Annotated in this window: 17 protein-coding genes and 1 CRISPR repeat array (1 of these 18 only partly in view); of the genes, 11 read left to right on the top strand and 6 right to left on the bottom strand. The window is 35.0% G+C overall.

Annotation, left to right across the window (positions count from 1 at the left end; translation table 11 throughout):
• Positions 1-122: 122 nt before the first annotated feature.
• The 4 genes from QBK89_RS13830 to QBK89_RS13840 all read right to left on the bottom strand — a co-directional run bounded on the left by QBK89_RS13830 (position 123) and on the right by QBK89_RS13840 (position 1960).
• Positions 123-644, bottom strand: coding sequence for a tyrosine-type recombinase/integrase (locus QBK89_RS13830; protein WP_349774635.1), 522 nt, complete (start codon positions 642-644; stop codon positions 123-125).
• 6 nt (positions 645-650) lie between these two features.
• Positions 651-1247: a tyrosine-type recombinase/integrase gene (locus QBK89_RS13835; RefSeq protein WP_284141647.1), complete on the bottom strand. Its 597-nt coding sequence runs from the start codon at positions 1245-1247 to the stop codon at positions 651-653.
• A gap of 82 nt (positions 1248-1329) precedes the next feature.
• Positions 1330-1455: a S24 family peptidase gene (locus QBK89_RS15135; protein WP_481937838.1), complete on the bottom strand. Its 126-nt coding sequence runs from the start codon at positions 1453-1455 to the stop codon at positions 1330-1332.
• A 13-nt stretch (positions 1456-1468) separates the two neighbouring features.
• On the bottom strand, positions 1469-1960 hold the full coding sequence (locus tag QBK89_RS13840) for a hypothetical protein (protein WP_284141648.1): 492 nt from the start codon (positions 1958-1960) through the stop codon (positions 1469-1471).
• Positions 1961-2234: 274 nt separating this feature from the next.
• On the opposite strand from QBK89_RS13840, the gene QBK89_RS13845 reads away from it, so the two are divergent.
• From QBK89_RS13845 to QBK89_RS13860, 4 genes are all read left to right on the top strand, one after another.
• A complete protein-coding gene (locus QBK89_RS13845) occupies positions 2235-3128 on the top strand; it encodes a nucleotidyltransferase family protein (RefSeq protein ID WP_284141649.1) in 894 nt (297 codons plus the stop codon).
• A 1-nt stretch (position 3129) separates the two neighbouring features.
• Positions 3130-4041: a nucleoside-diphosphate kinase gene (locus QBK89_RS13850; RefSeq protein WP_284141650.1), complete on the top strand. Its 912-nt coding sequence runs from the start codon at positions 3130-3132 to the stop codon at positions 4039-4041.
• On the top strand, positions 4038-4742 hold the full coding sequence (locus QBK89_RS13855; RefSeq protein ID WP_284141651.1) for an amino acid kinase family protein: 705 nt from the start codon (positions 4038-4040) through the stop codon (positions 4740-4742). The genes QBK89_RS13850 and QBK89_RS13855 overlap by 4 nt, the downstream gene beginning before the upstream one ends.
• A gap of 91 nt (positions 4743-4833) precedes the next feature.
• On the top strand, positions 4834-6006 hold the full coding sequence (locus QBK89_RS13860) for an aspartate aminotransferase family protein (RefSeq protein WP_349774636.1): 1173 nt from the start codon (positions 4834-4836) through the stop codon (positions 6004-6006).
• Here QBK89_RS13860 and QBK89_RS15140 read toward each other — a convergent pair.
• The gene (locus QBK89_RS15140; RefSeq protein ID WP_481937839.1) at positions 5975-6169 is read right to left on the bottom strand and encodes a helix-turn-helix domain-containing protein; all 195 of its coding nucleotides are present in this window, start codon (positions 6167-6169) and stop codon (positions 5975-5977) included. The two genes, QBK89_RS13860 and QBK89_RS15140, sit on opposite strands and share 32 nt — an antisense overlap.
• A gap of 425 nt (positions 6170-6594) precedes the next feature.
• A complete protein-coding gene (locus QBK89_RS13865; protein WP_284141653.1) occupies positions 6595-6984 on the bottom strand; it encodes a hypothetical protein in 390 nt (129 codons plus the stop codon).
• Between the two features lie 923 nt (positions 6985-7907).
• On the opposite strand from QBK89_RS13865, the gene cas3 reads away from it, so the two are divergent.
• From cas3 to cas2, 7 genes are read left to right on the top strand one after another with little or no spacing between them, the layout of a single operon-like run.
• Positions 7908-10250 (top strand): CRISPR-associated helicase Cas3', encoded by a 2343-nt coding sequence (gene cas3 / locus QBK89_RS13870; RefSeq protein ID WP_284141654.1) that lies wholly within the window; start codon positions 7908-7910, stop codon positions 10248-10250.
• A 13-nt stretch (positions 10251-10263) separates the two neighbouring features.
• Complete coding sequence (gene cas5c, locus QBK89_RS13875; protein ID WP_284141655.1) at positions 10264-10986, top strand: type I-C CRISPR-associated protein Cas5c; 723 nt, start codon at positions 10264-10266, stop codon at positions 10984-10986.
• On the top strand, positions 10987-12873 hold the full coding sequence (gene cas8c / locus QBK89_RS13880) for a type I-C CRISPR-associated protein Cas8c/Csd1 (protein ID WP_284141656.1): 1887 nt from the start codon (positions 10987-10989) through the stop codon (positions 12871-12873).
• On the top strand, positions 12854-13720 hold the full coding sequence (gene cas7c / locus QBK89_RS13885; protein WP_284141657.1) for a type I-C CRISPR-associated protein Cas7/Csd2: 867 nt from the start codon (positions 12854-12856) through the stop codon (positions 13718-13720). Before cas8c ends, cas7c begins: the two co-directional genes overlap by 20 nt.
• Positions 13707-14366, top strand: coding sequence for a CRISPR-associated protein Cas4 (cas4, locus tag QBK89_RS13890; protein ID WP_284141674.1), 660 nt, complete (start codon positions 13707-13709; stop codon positions 14364-14366). The genes cas7c and cas4 overlap by 14 nt, the downstream gene beginning before the upstream one ends.
• Positions 14363-15394, top strand: coding sequence for a type I-C CRISPR-associated endonuclease Cas1c (gene cas1c, locus QBK89_RS13895; protein ID WP_284141658.1), 1032 nt, complete (start codon positions 14363-14365; stop codon positions 15392-15394). The genes cas4 and cas1c overlap by 4 nt, the downstream gene beginning before the upstream one ends.
• A 9-nt stretch (positions 15395-15403) precedes the next feature.
• Positions 15404-15694: a CRISPR-associated endonuclease Cas2 gene (gene cas2 / locus QBK89_RS13900; protein WP_284141659.1), complete on the top strand. Its 291-nt coding sequence runs from the start codon at positions 15404-15406 to the stop codon at positions 15692-15694.
• A gap of 158 nt (positions 15695-15852) precedes the next feature.
• Positions 15853-16137: a CRISPR direct-repeat array (repeat unit 33 nt; unit sequence GTCACTCCCTTTATTGGGAGTGTGGATTGAAAT) (it continues 2100 nt past the right edge of the window).

Genomic DNA, 16137 nt, shown 5'->3' on the forward strand with positions numbered 1-16137 from the left:
AAGTGGCCATATCCAGAACTGGGCAATGGTTATGAACCAACTTCTTCTTCAAGATGAACTAAAAGATAGAGTGTTAAAGTATCTTGAGTAAATTAGAACTTACACACTTTATTTGACAAGCCCTATTCATCCGTTTCCTCCTCTTTTTCTTCTTCATTTTCTTCTACTGAATTTAAATATTTTGTCATTTTTTCTAACTCATGCGATTCATAGATTGGTGTGATGTCTAAGTAGGTGTCAGCAGTGGTTTGAATTGTTCCATGACCTAGTCTTTTACTGACAAATAAGAGGTCTACTCCGCCTTCAAGAGATAAGACTGCATGTGTATGTCTAAAAGCGTGTGTACCTTTGTATTCAACGCCTGCATCTATACAATATTTTTTTAACATTTCTCTTACAGTTGATGGAGTCATGTAATTACCGTTATAGGTTTTAAAAATAAGGACGTCCTGGTGTCTGACAATTTTTTTGTATTTCTGAATACAGTCATTTTGAGTCTTTCTGAACCATTGCAGCATTTCGAGTGTATCTTCATCAATCTCGATGTTTCTATAACTTGCAGGTGTCTTTAGAGACGTTAGATCGACATTGTTATTATTATCTCTACTAGTCTGTTTAGATATGTTTAAGCGATTATACTGAATATCACTCTACCTAAGAGCAAGTGCTTCGCTGATTCGTAGTCCAGTTCGAGATAAAAAGAAAACGAGTGCATAATAAGGTTTGTATTCCGAATACCTTTGTGGTTTATGCTCTCGTAAGTATTTTAATAGTTTGTTTAACTCATTTAAACTATAATATTTTACATCTCTTTTTACATTTCTAAACTCATCAGGACGAGCAAAATTGACTCTTGAAGCAGGGTTTCTTTCAAGTACCTCCATGTGGTACATAGCATGGTAAAATATATCTCTTAACACAGCCATATGCTTTAATCGTGTTCCATAAGTGTAGTTTTCATTTCCTTCATAAGAATTTACCCACTCAATCACATCGGTTCTATTTATATTAAAAACTCTTTTTTGTGCAAAATACGGTTCAATGTGTAATCTTTTAATAACTTCTAATTGTTCTAGTGTAGAATCTATTACTGTCCTTTCTTTTTGATCAAACCAACTGTCCACTACTTCTTGAAAACGTATGTTTCTATCAGTGATAGTTTTATTATAGTAAACTTTATTCTCAATTTCGGCAGCCTTTAATTGAGCTTCTTTTTTTGTTTTGAAAGTACCAATACCTTTTTGCACACTAACTATTGAGACTCACGCTTGCCATTTTCCAGTTTTAAGTTTTCTAAAAGTTGCCATTCGTATTCCACCCCCCTAAAAATTAAAAACTTGTAATTGCTTTTTTTAGTTTACCGACAATGCGAATATTCTGATCTGTATTTGGATCGTATTTTCTAGGAGGATATGTAGGATTTTCGCTGATTAATGTGAATGTACCATTATCCAAGTGGAGATGGCTTTTAACTCAAATAAGATTGAAGGTAGTCAGTTGAGTCAAGAACAAGGACTGATTGCCCTGATTTTACTACAATTCTATGAACGGTAGTATCAAGACCTAAACCATATACAAATCGAATTTCAGCAACCACATCATACTGATTTGCTTTAACATATAGGGTGCCTTTTCCATCGATTATTTTTAGTCTTTCTGTTCTCAGAGATTTCTTGGAGGTTTCGAATTTACAGTAATCCCAGCACCACCCTCCTACACCTGGGTCAACTATCGCTGTTGGAAAAACTACATCTAAATCATTCCCTACTTCTCCAACTTTAATCAGTTCTTCTGCTCCCGTATTATTTGGGAATACCACGAAAAATGATGCAATTAATAGTAGACTCAAATATTTTTTAAATATTCCACCCCCTCTATATCCAAAAAATTCCACAATATAGAAAATATATGCTATAATGAAAATATATTCCATAATGAAAATTAAATTGATATTAAGCAATGGAATACTTTATTTAAACCTGTAAAAAATATATCTAATACCTATTTTAATTCTATTACCACAATTTATTTGTATAAGAATAAAAATAATAGTTTGAGAAATGATTTTGAAATAAAAACTAAAAAAAGTTTCCTTTTAGCAATGATCATAAGTTGTTTTTCAAATGTTAAAGTATGCTTAGAGGTGTATAAACACCTTGAATTCAATGTCTTTTACTATTTAGTTAGGGGTGAGGATCTTCGACATCTTTTTTAAGATAAGTTCAAATTTGTACTTGAATAATCAGCAAAAAGTTATTGACGATATTGAAATAATTCTAGAAAAAAAAGGTTTTAATTTCTTATTAGATAACTTAGTGCACCATAAGATATTAAATTTCTTGATAGAAGATAAAACAATATTTCTGTTCTTATCTAAAAGGTTAGAGGGGAGTCAATTTGACACATTATTGTTCTTGAATAAGGTGACAATGCTAAGAAATTCAATTCTCAAAAAGGATCTTGAAAAACTCTCCAAAGAAGAACTTGATTTAATTGTATACAGAGGCTTTGTTGCTAATTTTAATTTTTATTCTAAGTCTGGTTTAAGAGTAATGAAAGATATAGATCTGTTTATTGATCGATTGGATAGCGAGAAAATTAATGCTGCATTAAACAATTTAGGTTATAAATATGGTTTTTTAGATGAAAGTGGTCATCTTATAAAAATTAATGACGAAAGGCATGAGAAAGAGAAGTCGTTTTACAAACAACATGTAATTACATTTGAGGGCGATTATATTGAAAACACTTTCAGCAAAACGAATTTATTTATAAAAGACAACAAGACCATCGTATTCTACTCAGAAATAGAAGTAATTACGGAAATTATAGAGAAAGAACAAACATATGGAAAGAACAATTTTATCCCATGTAAATACTATTTGAAAGATATGAAGTATATGGGAATCTCACCAGCAGATGTGATCTATTTTACAACGTTAAAATTTGAAAGCGATTACAGTTCAAGAAAGCATTCCTGGGCTTATATTTATGAAATCACCGAGACTATGAGAAACAGTAGAGTGAGCTTTGGTGAAATGGAAAATATCTTTAGTGCGCGGAATACAAGAGAATCTTGGCAATTTGTACGAAAGTATGTAACTGAATTTAGAAGTGAGGGTGATTAGTTTGAAAGATAATTACACATTTATTGTATTTTCTCCTGACGCAGTTGAACAGAAATTAGTTTATCCTATATTAAATTTTTTGGAAGAGGAACATGGTATATGTGCTGTGAAGCTCAAATACTTGAATATAAACTTACGGCAGTTAGAGCGGCTTTATCAAGAGCAAATCAAAAAAATGTCACCTAATTGGTGGTTAGTGGAAAAACTATTTTCATTGGGGCGAAGTATTGCAGTTCTTTTACATAATGAACATTCCAGTACGGATCTAAGTGAATATATAACAGCAATTAAAGGGAAGTCAGACCCAACCGTTTGTTCAACCGATAGTATTAGGGGGAAATTTGGAGCGGAAAATAGATTTATTAATCTAATACATACTCCCGACAACCATGATAGATGTAAAGAAGAAATTAATATATTTTTCACACCTATTGAAATAGAGGAGTCTAGATTAAGACCAAATCTATCATTATTAGATGAGAATAACGGACATTCCAACTTACTGGATTTTTATGCCACGCTTTCTAGAGTGAAGAGAAGAATTCTATATTTATTTACTCAGGAAGAGCAGAGTGAATACCATGAATCGTTGGCAAAGTTATTCGTTGAAGAATATAACTTTCAACTTAAACAATTTAAAGGTAATAGTGACAGATTAGTAATTAGTGAAACATATAAGGAGCTCTTGATGCACCAAAAAGAATTCATAAGCAACATCGAAGACGAACACGATTTATTTTTGTTGCTAAAGAAACTAGTTTTACTGCCGTTTTACCATGAAATAAATATTTATGAAGAGTATGAACAAAAGAAATATAGTTGGGGACCGTTCTTAACTGAGTGGGAAATGCTTACTCTCCAAAGTGGCGTAACAAAACCAATAAACTTACTGTTTGGAGGAGTTAATTCATGAGACTTAGAAAAACCAAGAATTTTGTGGACTTAGAAATTGATTACGTTATAAAGCTAGGAGGCAGTTTAATAAGTGATATAGACCTAGCGAAGAATTTAGCTCAGTCACTTTCTGAAGTGGCAAAAGAATTTAGATTGGTCATTTTTCCTGGTGGCGGTCCAATCGATAATTATATCGAAAGTGTAGATAAACAGTTTCTATTAAATGAAATGACTCATCATCAAGCCTGTGCTAGAGCACAAGATCAAACTGGATTATTGTTTGCTAACTTTAATTTAGATGTATTTGAAACGACCGATAATTTTGCAGGTATCAAAGAGATTTTGGACAGAGGTAAAATTCCAGTGTTACTACCTTCAACTTTAATCTTCTTATTAGATCCATTTGAAAAGAGTTGGAGCATTTCATCTGACTCGATGGGTGCATATTTTTCATCCCTTTTAGAAGCTAACAAATTTATTATTTTAACAGATGTCGATGGAATTTATGACTCTGACCCTAAAAAATCTCCAACAGCCAAATTAATTCCTAAAGTTAGTGTGAATAGCTTATCAAGTGAAACTTCAGTTGATGAAACACTAAGTGAATTTCTATATAACGCACAAATGAATTGTTGGGTATTAAATGGTTATAAAAATCAAAATTTAATAGATTTTTTGCGCGGTAAAGAAAGCATCCACTCTGAAATAAATTATAAATAATAATGTTATGTTCTAATATTCTTGCGGTGGTATCGGTCGTAATACTATGAATTAGTTCAAAGGAGATAAACAAATGCCTATTAAAATGGAAATGAAAGAAGTAAATGAGGAATTGCTACATTTAAATGAATACTTCTATAATCCGACAGAAGATATTGTGATGGAAAGAGGAGAGGGGATTTATTTATATGACTCTACCGGAAAAGAGTATATTGACTGCGCAGCGGCAACTTTCAATTTAAGTTTAGGATACAGCCATCCAGAAGTAATAGAAGCTGTCCAGGGACAATTAAATGGTCTTGTTCACGTTACATCTACTTACATGACTGAGCCTGTTGCGAAATTAGTTGAAAAGTTGATTGAAGTAACACCCAAAAGTTTAACTAAGATCCACCTCAAAGTATCTGGGGGATCAACAGCAAACGAAGGTGCTATAAAGATGGCTCAGAACTATCATGGTAAAGCTGGTGTGTTATCTCTGTTTCGATCACATGTAGGACAAACAATTTATACAATGAACGCTTCTGGTTTATCTTTCAGGCGTCAAAAGTTTCCAAACCTACTTCAATCAGGGATAACACATGTACCTCCAGCATACTGTTATAGATGTTTTTATAATCAAACTCCTGATTCATGTGAGACTCTTTGTGTTTCAAGAATAAATGAGTTTATTGATTATGGTAGTAGCGGAGATATAGCTTGTATGATTTTAGAACCTATTTTAGGTAACGGTGATAACATTATCCCGCCACCCGAGTATTTTAGGAAACTAAGAAAACTAGCAGACGAAAGAAATTTTGCCTTAATCTTTGACGAGATCCAAACTGGTGTAGGTCGAACAGGTGAAATGTTCGCTGCGGATTACTTTGGTGTCGAACCAGATATCATGACAATCGCAAAGGGATTGGGTGGATCAGGCTTTCAAATTGCTGCGATAGCAGCAAGAGAGGAATATGCTAATTTGGAGGGCCATCATCATTCCTTCACATATGGATCTAACGTATTAGCTTCTGCAGCCGCACTAAAAACTTTAGATATTATAAGTCAACCTGAGTTTTTGGATAATATTAAAAACACAGGAGAATATATAGTTTCCTATTTACAGAAACTACAGAAAAATCATCCGTTCATCGGAGACGTGCGTGGCGCTGGATTAATGATTGGCTTCGAAATTGTTGATGAAAACGGTGCTCCTGACCTAGAACTAACACACCAAATTACTAAATTGGCATTCAATACTTATAGTCTAAAGCATTCAACTTGAATTGAACAGAATAAGTCTTATTTGTACCCCTACGTTTTAATCCGGATTCACCTAAATGTTTATACACTTTAACCCACTTTACTACGGTACTGTCAGAAGGAATGCTATACTTTTTAGCGATTGTCGGATAACCTCCTTCTCCTGCTAAATAAGCTTGTACCACCGCTAGCTTAAAAGCCAAGTCATACTTTGCAATACTAAAACACCCCTAGAGTTAGATTTTTTGGTCTAACTCTAGGGGTTCACATCAATTTGCTCTTTTACAATTAACTTTAAAATAGTCACGTACAACATTTGTTCTCAACCATCTATCATTATGTTGATGAAATACTAAGTTGTCATCAGTTGGTTTATAGTTTTTAAATTTACAATACTATCATAGTAATTGTTCGTTTTGGACAAAAGACATTTATGGAAATACGGTTGGCTTAAATGAAAAGAAACAAAAAAATATAGTAGAGAACATGTGGAATCATTTAAAGATAAGTAGGGGAATAGACGGTTGACGTGCCATTTCAGGACCACTTTAGGGGGGAGTTCCCTTATAGGGCGAAATTAAAACCGCCGGTTCTGCCGGCGGATACTAACTTAAAATTCAAGTAATTTTTTCATGTAAGGTGTTTTTTTGATTACAAAAGAAATAGCTAATGAAGCAGATATAATTATAATTGTTTTAATAATATTACCCCATAGTTGTTCATGAGTTATTATTCCATATATTAGATCAATCAGAACATATCCAAGTATCCAATGGATAAAGTATATTCCTAAGGTATTGGTAGATATTTTTGTAATCATAAAAGAAAGAAACTGGTTATTTATTTTTAGGTCTTTTAGTAGTCCGAAAACACCAGTAAATAGTTGATTACTAACATTAGTAAAAATCACACCTCTTAAAATCAATAGGATCCAACTATAAAAAAATAACAAATAATATTTTTTTATTTGTTTCTTTATAAAGATTTCGTTTGGATCCAATTATTCCACCAAAAACAAAATAAAAAATAGCAAATGAATAATCACCAAAAGGGTTGAATTCTGTTAGATACTTTATATTTAAAGAACTTAAAGCAAATTTAATTTTAAGGATGTCGTATACGTATGAAAGTAGATTGATACCAAATGAGAAAAATAACAATATAGCTAGAATATAATAAACTATTTTCATGTTCGTTTTAAACAAATGAATAAATACAGGCATTATAATATAAAAGGCTAATAGAGCATATAAAAACTAAAAATGATTTAAAGGTATTCCAGGAAATGAATTAATAAAAAATAAATTAATAAAATCAAGAAATCCATAATTTGAAACACCTAATTTAGGTATTAAAATAATAACAGTTATCACTTTCCAAAAATAAAATAAAAATAACAATTTCACTATTTTCCGAAAGTGGCTTTTAGAATCAAATTTTTTATTTAAAAAATAAAGGTACACCAACAGCGCTAAGAAGGTTAATAGAATAATTGAAATTCGGAAAATAAAACTAGATCGTTACAAAAACCGATAAAATGTAAAAATAAATAACAAAAATCATAATATGTATGTGAAGATAGTAAATAAAATATGCCAAATATATTTTTTAAAATAGATCTGAAAAAGCCATATGAATCTATTTAGATCGTATCTTTTGTCGAAAACAATAATACCGTCTACATATTTTGGATATTTTTATAATTTTTGGTGATAAAAGAAGTTGGATGTCGTATAATGGAAATGAATGTCATATCTATTTAAATTAAATTTCTATTTTACTTTCGATGTTTGGACCATGTATGAGTTAGATTTAATATTTTTGGCAAGTAAAATAGGGAATTTAATTATATTTATTCTATAATGAATGGATATTGATAGAAGGTAAGATAATGATTTGCTTCTTTATCCAGGAGGTGAAACAATGTTTGTAGCCCATATACGTGAAAACGATTTAATAAGACAGTCTGTTCAGGATCATTTAGAAGGTGTTTCTAGATTAGGACGCAAGTATGGTGCATCCATTGGCCTTGGTGCACATGGTGAATTAGCCGGATTCCTACATGATATGGGAAAGTATACCGATGCGTTTACAACATACATAGAGAATGCTGTGTTGCACCGACAAATTGCCGCAAAAAAAATCGACCATTCTACTGCAGGGGCAAAGTATATATATGATTGCTTTTATAAAGGAAATGACTTGGATAAGTTTGTTGTTGAAATTGTTGGGATGGCGATATTATCACATCATTCTGGAATACAAAATTTTGTTCAGATAGATTTAAGTACATCGGATTATATTCGCCGTGTTGTTGAAAAAGATTTGCCTTATTATGACGAAGTCAAAAGAAATTTTGAAGCGGTTGAAGGTAATCGTGAACGTGTACAAAGATTGTTTCAAGAAGCTGTTGATGAGTTCGGTGTATTTATTCAAAAAGTTAAACCTCTAGCTAACCCTTATGTCTATATAAACTACACACAAAAGCTAGTTTTAAGTATATTGCTAGATGCAGATCGTACAGATACGCGTCGGTTTGAAGAAAATGATACAACACCACTTTCAATGGATTTTTCTTTTCAAGCCCGTTATAAAACAATGATGAAAACCGTTGACAAATGGAAAAAGAGTACCGAATCTATTAATCTATTACGTTCCAGAATATCTGAAAATTGCGACTTAATCGCCGGCGATGCATCTGATATTTATACGCTATCTATTCCGACTGGCGGTGGTAAAACATTTGCGAGTTTGCGTTATGCGTTAAAGCATGCAGCGCTTTATAAAAAAGAACGCATTATTTATGTTGTACCTTATACCACAATTTTAGAGCAAAATGCACAGGCGGTACGTGAAATTATTAATGATGAAAAATCTGTTTTAGAGCACCATTCTAATGTAATAGATGACAGGGATCAGGATGAAGATTACTATGGGAAACCACTTCAAAAAAAGATGCAGCTAGGACGAGATAATTGGGATTATCCGATTATATTTACAACGATGGTGCAATTTCTCGATGCTTTCTTTCAAAAAGGAACCCGTAAAACTCGTCGTTTACATAATTTAGCGAATGCGATCATCGTGTTTGATGAAGTACAGTCTGTTCCATATCATCATTTTTCTTTGTTTAATACAGCAGTTAACTTTTTACATCATATTGGGAATAGCAGTATTTTATTATGTACAGCTACTCAGCCAACAGTAGGAGAGATGAAATATGCGATTACGCTAAAGGATAACGCTGAAATGGTTCCTGATCTATCAAATGTTGTTAAAGCATTTGAGCGTGTGGAACTCCACAATCTTGTTTCTAAAGATGGGTGGGATGCAGGACGTATAGCAGATGAAGTAGAGCAGATTATGATGGAAAGCCAATCCGTGCTAATTATTTTAAACACAAAAACAGCTGTGCGTCAGCTATTTGAAGAATTACAAGGGCGTGACATTGCCACGACTTATCATTTGAGCACCTCGATGTGTCCTGCACATCGAAAGGAAATATTAGCTGAAATTCGCTTGAGATTAGGAAATGAGCGAATCATCTGCATTAGTACACAGCTAATTGAAGCTGGTGTTGATATTAGTTTTGAAACGGTTGTCCGATCATTGGCTGGCCTTGATTCTATTGCACAAGCAGCAGGCCGTTGTAATCGTCATGCTGAACGTAATAAAGGCGATGTATATATCATTAAAGCAGCAAATGAGAATTTAAAACATTTACCTGAGATTCGAATTGGTGCTGAAGTCATGCAAAATCATATTTTATCTCAACCACACCTCGCGAATGACTTACTCAGTCCACTTGCAATTGCATCATTTTTCAAGGAATTTGATAATCAAGCTGCTCGTGAAATTTTGCGTAATCCAAAGGGGTTAGATCATGAACTTATCGAGCTGATTGATGCTAATGTAAAAAATAATGTTCAAACACGTTCTATATCGAGTTTCAAAACATTAGAACAATATTTTGAAGCAATATCTTCTCAGACAAAGTCTATCCTTGTCCCGTATAAAGATAGGGGGAGAGAGATTATTGCTGAATTAAATGAAGACGTTCCATTGCATCGATTAAATGAGCTTTTAAAGGAAGCACAGCAGTATTCGATCAATGTATATCAATATGAGTTACAAAAATTAGTTCAACAAGGATTACTTCAATCACTTTACCAAGATGCATTGTTCGTTGTGCATGAGGCCGGGTATAACGAAATGTATGGGCTGTCTATCGATGGTGAGGGAACGCAATCACAGTATCATTTTTAAGGAGGTGAATAGATTGCGAAATCAAATTGAATTTGTTGTTTATGGTAAATACGCTTTATTTACAGACCCCGTAACACGTATTGGAGGCGAGAAATTCACATATCAAATTCCAACGTATGAAGCATTAAAAGGGATTGTAGAATCGATTTATTGGAAGCCAACGATTACATGGATTATCGATGAAGTGCGTGTCATGACAGCAATCCAGACAGAGGTTAAAGGCATGCGTCCCGCAAAATATCAAGATGCTGCTAATGATTTAGCGTACTATACCTATTTACGTCAACCATGTTATCAAGTGCGCGCACATTTTGAGTTTAATGAACAGCGACCTGATTTAGCGTTTGACCGGAACGAAAATAAACATCATAATATCGCAAAACGTGCTGTAAAGTGTGGTGGTCGTCGAGATATTTACTTAGGAACTCGTGAATGCCAAGGTTACGTCGAAGCGTGTACATTTGGTGAAGGAAAAGGGTTTTATGATAATTATGGTGAAATCAATTTTGGACCGATGTTTCACGGGTTTACGTACCCAGATGAAAGTACATCTCAAGACTGGCAAGCACGTATTTGGGTACCAACCATGCAAAATGGCATCATCACGTTTATTCGTCCGGAAGTGTGTGACATCGTCCGTACGATTAAGAAAGGAAAAGCGAAAGAATTTAAAGCTGGAGAAAACTTTAAAGCAGTAGAGGACGAATATATCGAAATGTTTGGGGAGGAGAAGTAAATGAGCTGGATGCAACAATTAAGCGCAGTATATGAACATAATCGCCATCGTGTAGGCACATTTGAAGAACGTCGCAACCAGCGTATAACCCTTCTACCTGTTGCCCATATGATGCAAAGTGCACAAATCCAAATAAACCTTTCACCTGATGGTGAGTTCTTGAGTGCAAAAATGCTTGATAATGAACGGACGATTGTGCCGATGACGCTGGATTCTGCGAATCGAGCAGGTAGTGCTATTCGACCACATTATTTACATGACAAGCTTTTTTATGTGGCAGGTGACTATATAAGGTTTGGTGGAGAAGAAAAACGTGCGGATTACTTTCCGAAGTATCGAGAGCAAATGAAAGCATGGGCAGATCATCCTAGTGCTATAGAAGAAGTACGAGCAATTTATGCGTATATTTCGAAAGAAAAGGTCATCGCAGATTTAATAGAAGAAAAGATATTGCCTGTTAATCATGAAGGAAAAGTTATTCCTAAATGGACGGGTGATGATAAACCTGAGATTTATAAAGTAGTTACTGGCGATGTTTTTGGAGCGTTTGTTCGTTTTACGGTAATTCAACCTAATGCGGAACCAGTGTGGGAAAATAAAAGTCTATTTAACAGTTATATCTCTTACTTCGATGAAACGGTTGCTGCAAGTCGAGGTGTATGTTATGTAACGGCAAATAAAGATGAAATATTAACAACGCAGCATGGTTCACGAATACGAAATGCGGGGGATTTATCAAAATTAATTTCAGCAAATGATGATACAGGGTTTACGTTTCGTGGGCGATTTGGTGAATCAACAGAGGCAGTTCAAATTGGCTACGAGGTTTCGCAAAAGTCACATCATGCCTTGCGGTGGTTAATTCAGCGTCAAGGAACATATGTGGATAGTCGGTATTTTGTAGCGTTTGGAATCGAGAAAGTTGAAGTACCAGAGCCATTTTCAGATGGGTTGGGCTTTTTAAATGCTGATGTACACGCTAAAGCAGAAACGAAGGTATTAACAGAAGAAGTGACAGCTAATGAAATTACAAAGGCGATGCAAGGCTTTAAGCATACGTTTAAGGAAGCGAATCTAAAAAACATTATTGTAATGGCGGTAGATGCAGCTACATCAGGACGTTTAGCAATTGTGTATTATCAACAGTTTCATCCTGATTTATATATTGATGCACTTACACGTTGGCATACGACATGCCGTTGGTTGCAGGAGGATTTTGATAAAGAAACGAAGAAAACGCGTCGTTTTGTTGGAACACCTTCAACCTATCGGATCGTAGAAGCGGTCTACGGTAGCAGAGCCGATGCACGAATAAAGAAAGAATTGTACTCGCGTTTACTGCCTTGTATTGTTGAAGAAAAACCATTGCCTAAAGACATCGTGGGACTAATTTTTAATCGGGTAAAAAATCCATATAGCTTTAAACAATTAAAGGAATCATGGGAAGGTACATTAAACATAGCTTGTGCCTTAATTAATAAACAATATGAAAGTGAGGGATATACATTGGCATTACAAGAAGAAAATAATTCGCGTGACTATTTGTTTGGCCGTTTACTTGGTGTTGCTGAAGTAATGGAACGCAATATTCTTCGAGAGCGGAGTGAAGACCGTGCAACGAATGCAACGCGATATTTTAATGCTTTTTCACAGCACCCAGCACGGACATGGTTTGTGATACGAAAACAGTTAACACCATACTTTGAGCGAATAGGCGTCCATGCTACACGGTATGCCAAGTTGCTTCAAGCGCTTGAATCCCGTTTAACAACGGAGCAAATGACAGATGCTCCACTGGGACCTGTGTTTTTACTAGGTTATAGTAGTCAAGTTCAAGATATGTATACGAAAAAGGAGGAAAAACAGAATGACAATATTAACGAATAAAATTGACTTTGCAGTGGTATTTACAGTAAATAAGGCGAATCCAAATGGCGATCCTTTAAATGGAAATCGTCCACGTCAAGATTTTAATGGTCACGGAGAAGTTTCCGATGTGGCTATTAAACGTAAGTTACGTAATCGCTTGCAAGATGAAGAACAGACAATATTAGTTCAATCAGATGAAAACCGTACTGATGGATTTCGTAGTGTGCGAGATCGTGTTGCTTCTGTACCCGAACTCGAAAAAATTTTAAAAAACGCAAAAGGGGATGTGCAAGCAGCTGAAAAAATTGCATGTGACACTTGGTATGATGTGCGAGCCTTTGGACAAGTTTTTGCCTTTAAAGGGGATAAATTGAGCTTAGGCATTCGTGGTCCTGTTTCTATTCACACAGCAACAAGTATTGATCCTGTTGATGTAACAAGCATGCAAATTACGAAAAGTGTAAACGCTACAACAAATGCAAAAGATCCAAGTCAAAAAACATCGGATACGATGGGAATGAAGCACCGTGTAGACTTTGGTGTCTATGTCTTTTATGGAAGTATTAATCCTCAACTGGCAGAACGTACAGGATTTACAAAAGAAGATGCGGAAAAGTTAAAGGAAACGCTTCGCACATTGTTTGCGAATGATTCATCATCAGCCCGTCCAGACGGAAGTATGGAAGTAAATAAACTATTTTGGTGGGAGCATAATAGTAAATTAGGACAATACTCATCCGCTAAGGTTCATCGGTCAGTTAAAGTTGAAAAAGTAAAGCAAGAATTTCCTTTATCTATCAAAAACTATGAAATTACTGTAGCTCCTTTAGAAGGACTTGCGGTTGAGGAATATGACGGACTATAAGGAAGAAGATTATTTATTATTGTCTGGCATCCAGCATTTTGTATTTTGCCGTCGGCAGTGGGCACTTATTCATATTGAACAGGCGTGGGAAGAAAATATTTTAACAGTTGAAGGGCATGCGTTGCATGAAAGGGTAGATAATACGTCTATACGGGAAAAACGAGGTAACACCCTTTATGTACGAGCGTTGCCTGTACATTCTTCCATTCTAGGTATTAGTGGTATTTGTGATATGGTAGAGTTTATAGAAGATAAAAATGGTGTATCTTTATTTGGCGAGGATGGTCTTTATTTAGCGAAGCCAATTGAATATAAGCGCGGTAAACCGAAAACCCATGAAGCTGATCTTTTACAACTCACCGCCCAAACCATGTGCTTGGAAGAGATGCTGCATATTACGATTAATGAAGCGGCAATGTTTTATCATGAGGTAAAGCGTCGCCAGGTTGTCTCGATTACTAATGAATTAAAGCAAAAAGTTAAAACAATAACGAAAGAAATGCATCATTATTATACAAGGCGATATACACCTCGTGTAAAGACAGGTAAACATTGTAAAAGTTGTTCCTTACAACATAAATGTTTGCCAGAGTTGCTGGATCGCGAGACAGTATCGACTTATATGAATAGGTTGTTAGAACAATGAAACAGTTATTAAATGTTGTTTATATCTCGCAACCCGATACGTATTTGGCGCTAAAAGGCCAGAATTTAAATATTTTGCAAGAAGGAGAGTCGGTCGCTCGCGTTCCATTGCATAATATAGAAGGAATTTGTACTTTTGGACATCAAGGTGCAAGTCCTGCATTAATGGCAACATGTATGGAACAAAATATTAGTGTGACTTTCTTTACTAGTAGTGGAAGGCTACGTGGGCGCGTAATAGGCATGACTAATGGTAATGTCTCATTACGAAAAATACAATACCGTATATCGGATTGTGAAGATCAATGCGCAACGATTGCAAAACATATGGTGATAGGAAAGATTTATAATTGTGAACAATTGCTTAAGAGAACGATTCGTGACCACGCCCTACGTGTGAATGTAGATGTGTTAGAGAATACGATTACTCAGTTAAAAAACTCTCGTCAATCTGCTTTAGATTGTGAAAGTTTAGATGAACTTAGAGGGATAGAAGGTAATGCGGCTAGTGCGTATTTTAGTGTGTTTAACAATTGTATTTTACAACAAACGAATGATTTCTTGTTCCAAACACGTAATCGAAGACCTCCAAAAGACCGTGTGAACGCACTTTTGTCATTTGCATATTCGTTATTAGCATCAGAAGTAGCTGCTGCGTTAGAAGGGGTTGGTTTGGATGCATATGTTGGATTTTTACATCGCGACCGCCCTGGCAGAATGTCACTCGCTCTAGATGTTATGGAAGAACTGCGTCCAATTGTCGCAGAGCGTTTTGTACTAAAGCTTATAAATCGAAAACAAATTCAAGCCAATGACTTTATTGTGAAAGAAAATAATGCGGTGCTATTAAAAGATGATGCACGTCGTACTTTCTTACAGCTTTGGCAAGAAGCGAAACAGGAGAAAATCACACATCCATATTTAAAGGAGAAGATTCAATGGGGGCTTATACCTCATGTGCAGGCTTTATTACTTGCAAGATATATTCGTGGCGACCTTGATGGATATCCGCCACTCTTAATAAGGTAGGTGTGAAGGATGTTAGTACTTGTAACTTACGATGTGCAAACTTCAAGTACAAGTGGAGCGAAACGTTTACGTAAAGTTGCAAAAAAGTGTGAGCAGTATGGTGTACGTGTTCAAAACTCTGTCTTTGAGTGTATTGTTGATAGTGCACAAATGCGGCAATTAGAGCTGGATCTTTTGAAACTTATTGATCCAGACAAGGACAGTCTTCGATTTTATCGTTTAGGAAACAATCATGATAGTAAAGTGAAACATATTGGTGCCAAGCCTTCTTTAGAAGTGGATAAACCTCTTATTTTTTAATGCGCGAACCTTAAGCGCTCATAAAATCCCAGGGGGGTTCGCGCAAAATTATTATTATTTGTTATAGGATTTTTATAAAATCAAGTTAATCTAGATAATAAAAATGTAGCATAACACAATATATAGGTGAGATGATATTTTTTTTACTATATCTCGCAGTCACTCCCTTTATTGGGAGTGTGGATTGAAATAAAAAGGGGAGATGTGGAAATTACACGGATATCAGTCACTCCCTTTATTGGGAGTGTGGATTGAAATAAGGAAATAAGTTGCATCTTTGCCATAGCGATTCAAGTCACTCCCTTTATTGGGAGTGTGGATTGAAATGGCATGTGTGCGTCACTCTCCTTTCTTATCCGTGTCACTCCCTTTATTGGGAGTGTGGATTGAAATACACTCAAACCTCCTTAACAAGTCGCGCACATCGTCACTCCCTTTATTGG

The organism is Virgibacillus sp. LDC-1 (assembly GCF_030137545.1).
GTDB lineage: Bacteria > Bacillota > Bacilli > Bacillales > Amphibacillaceae > LDC-1.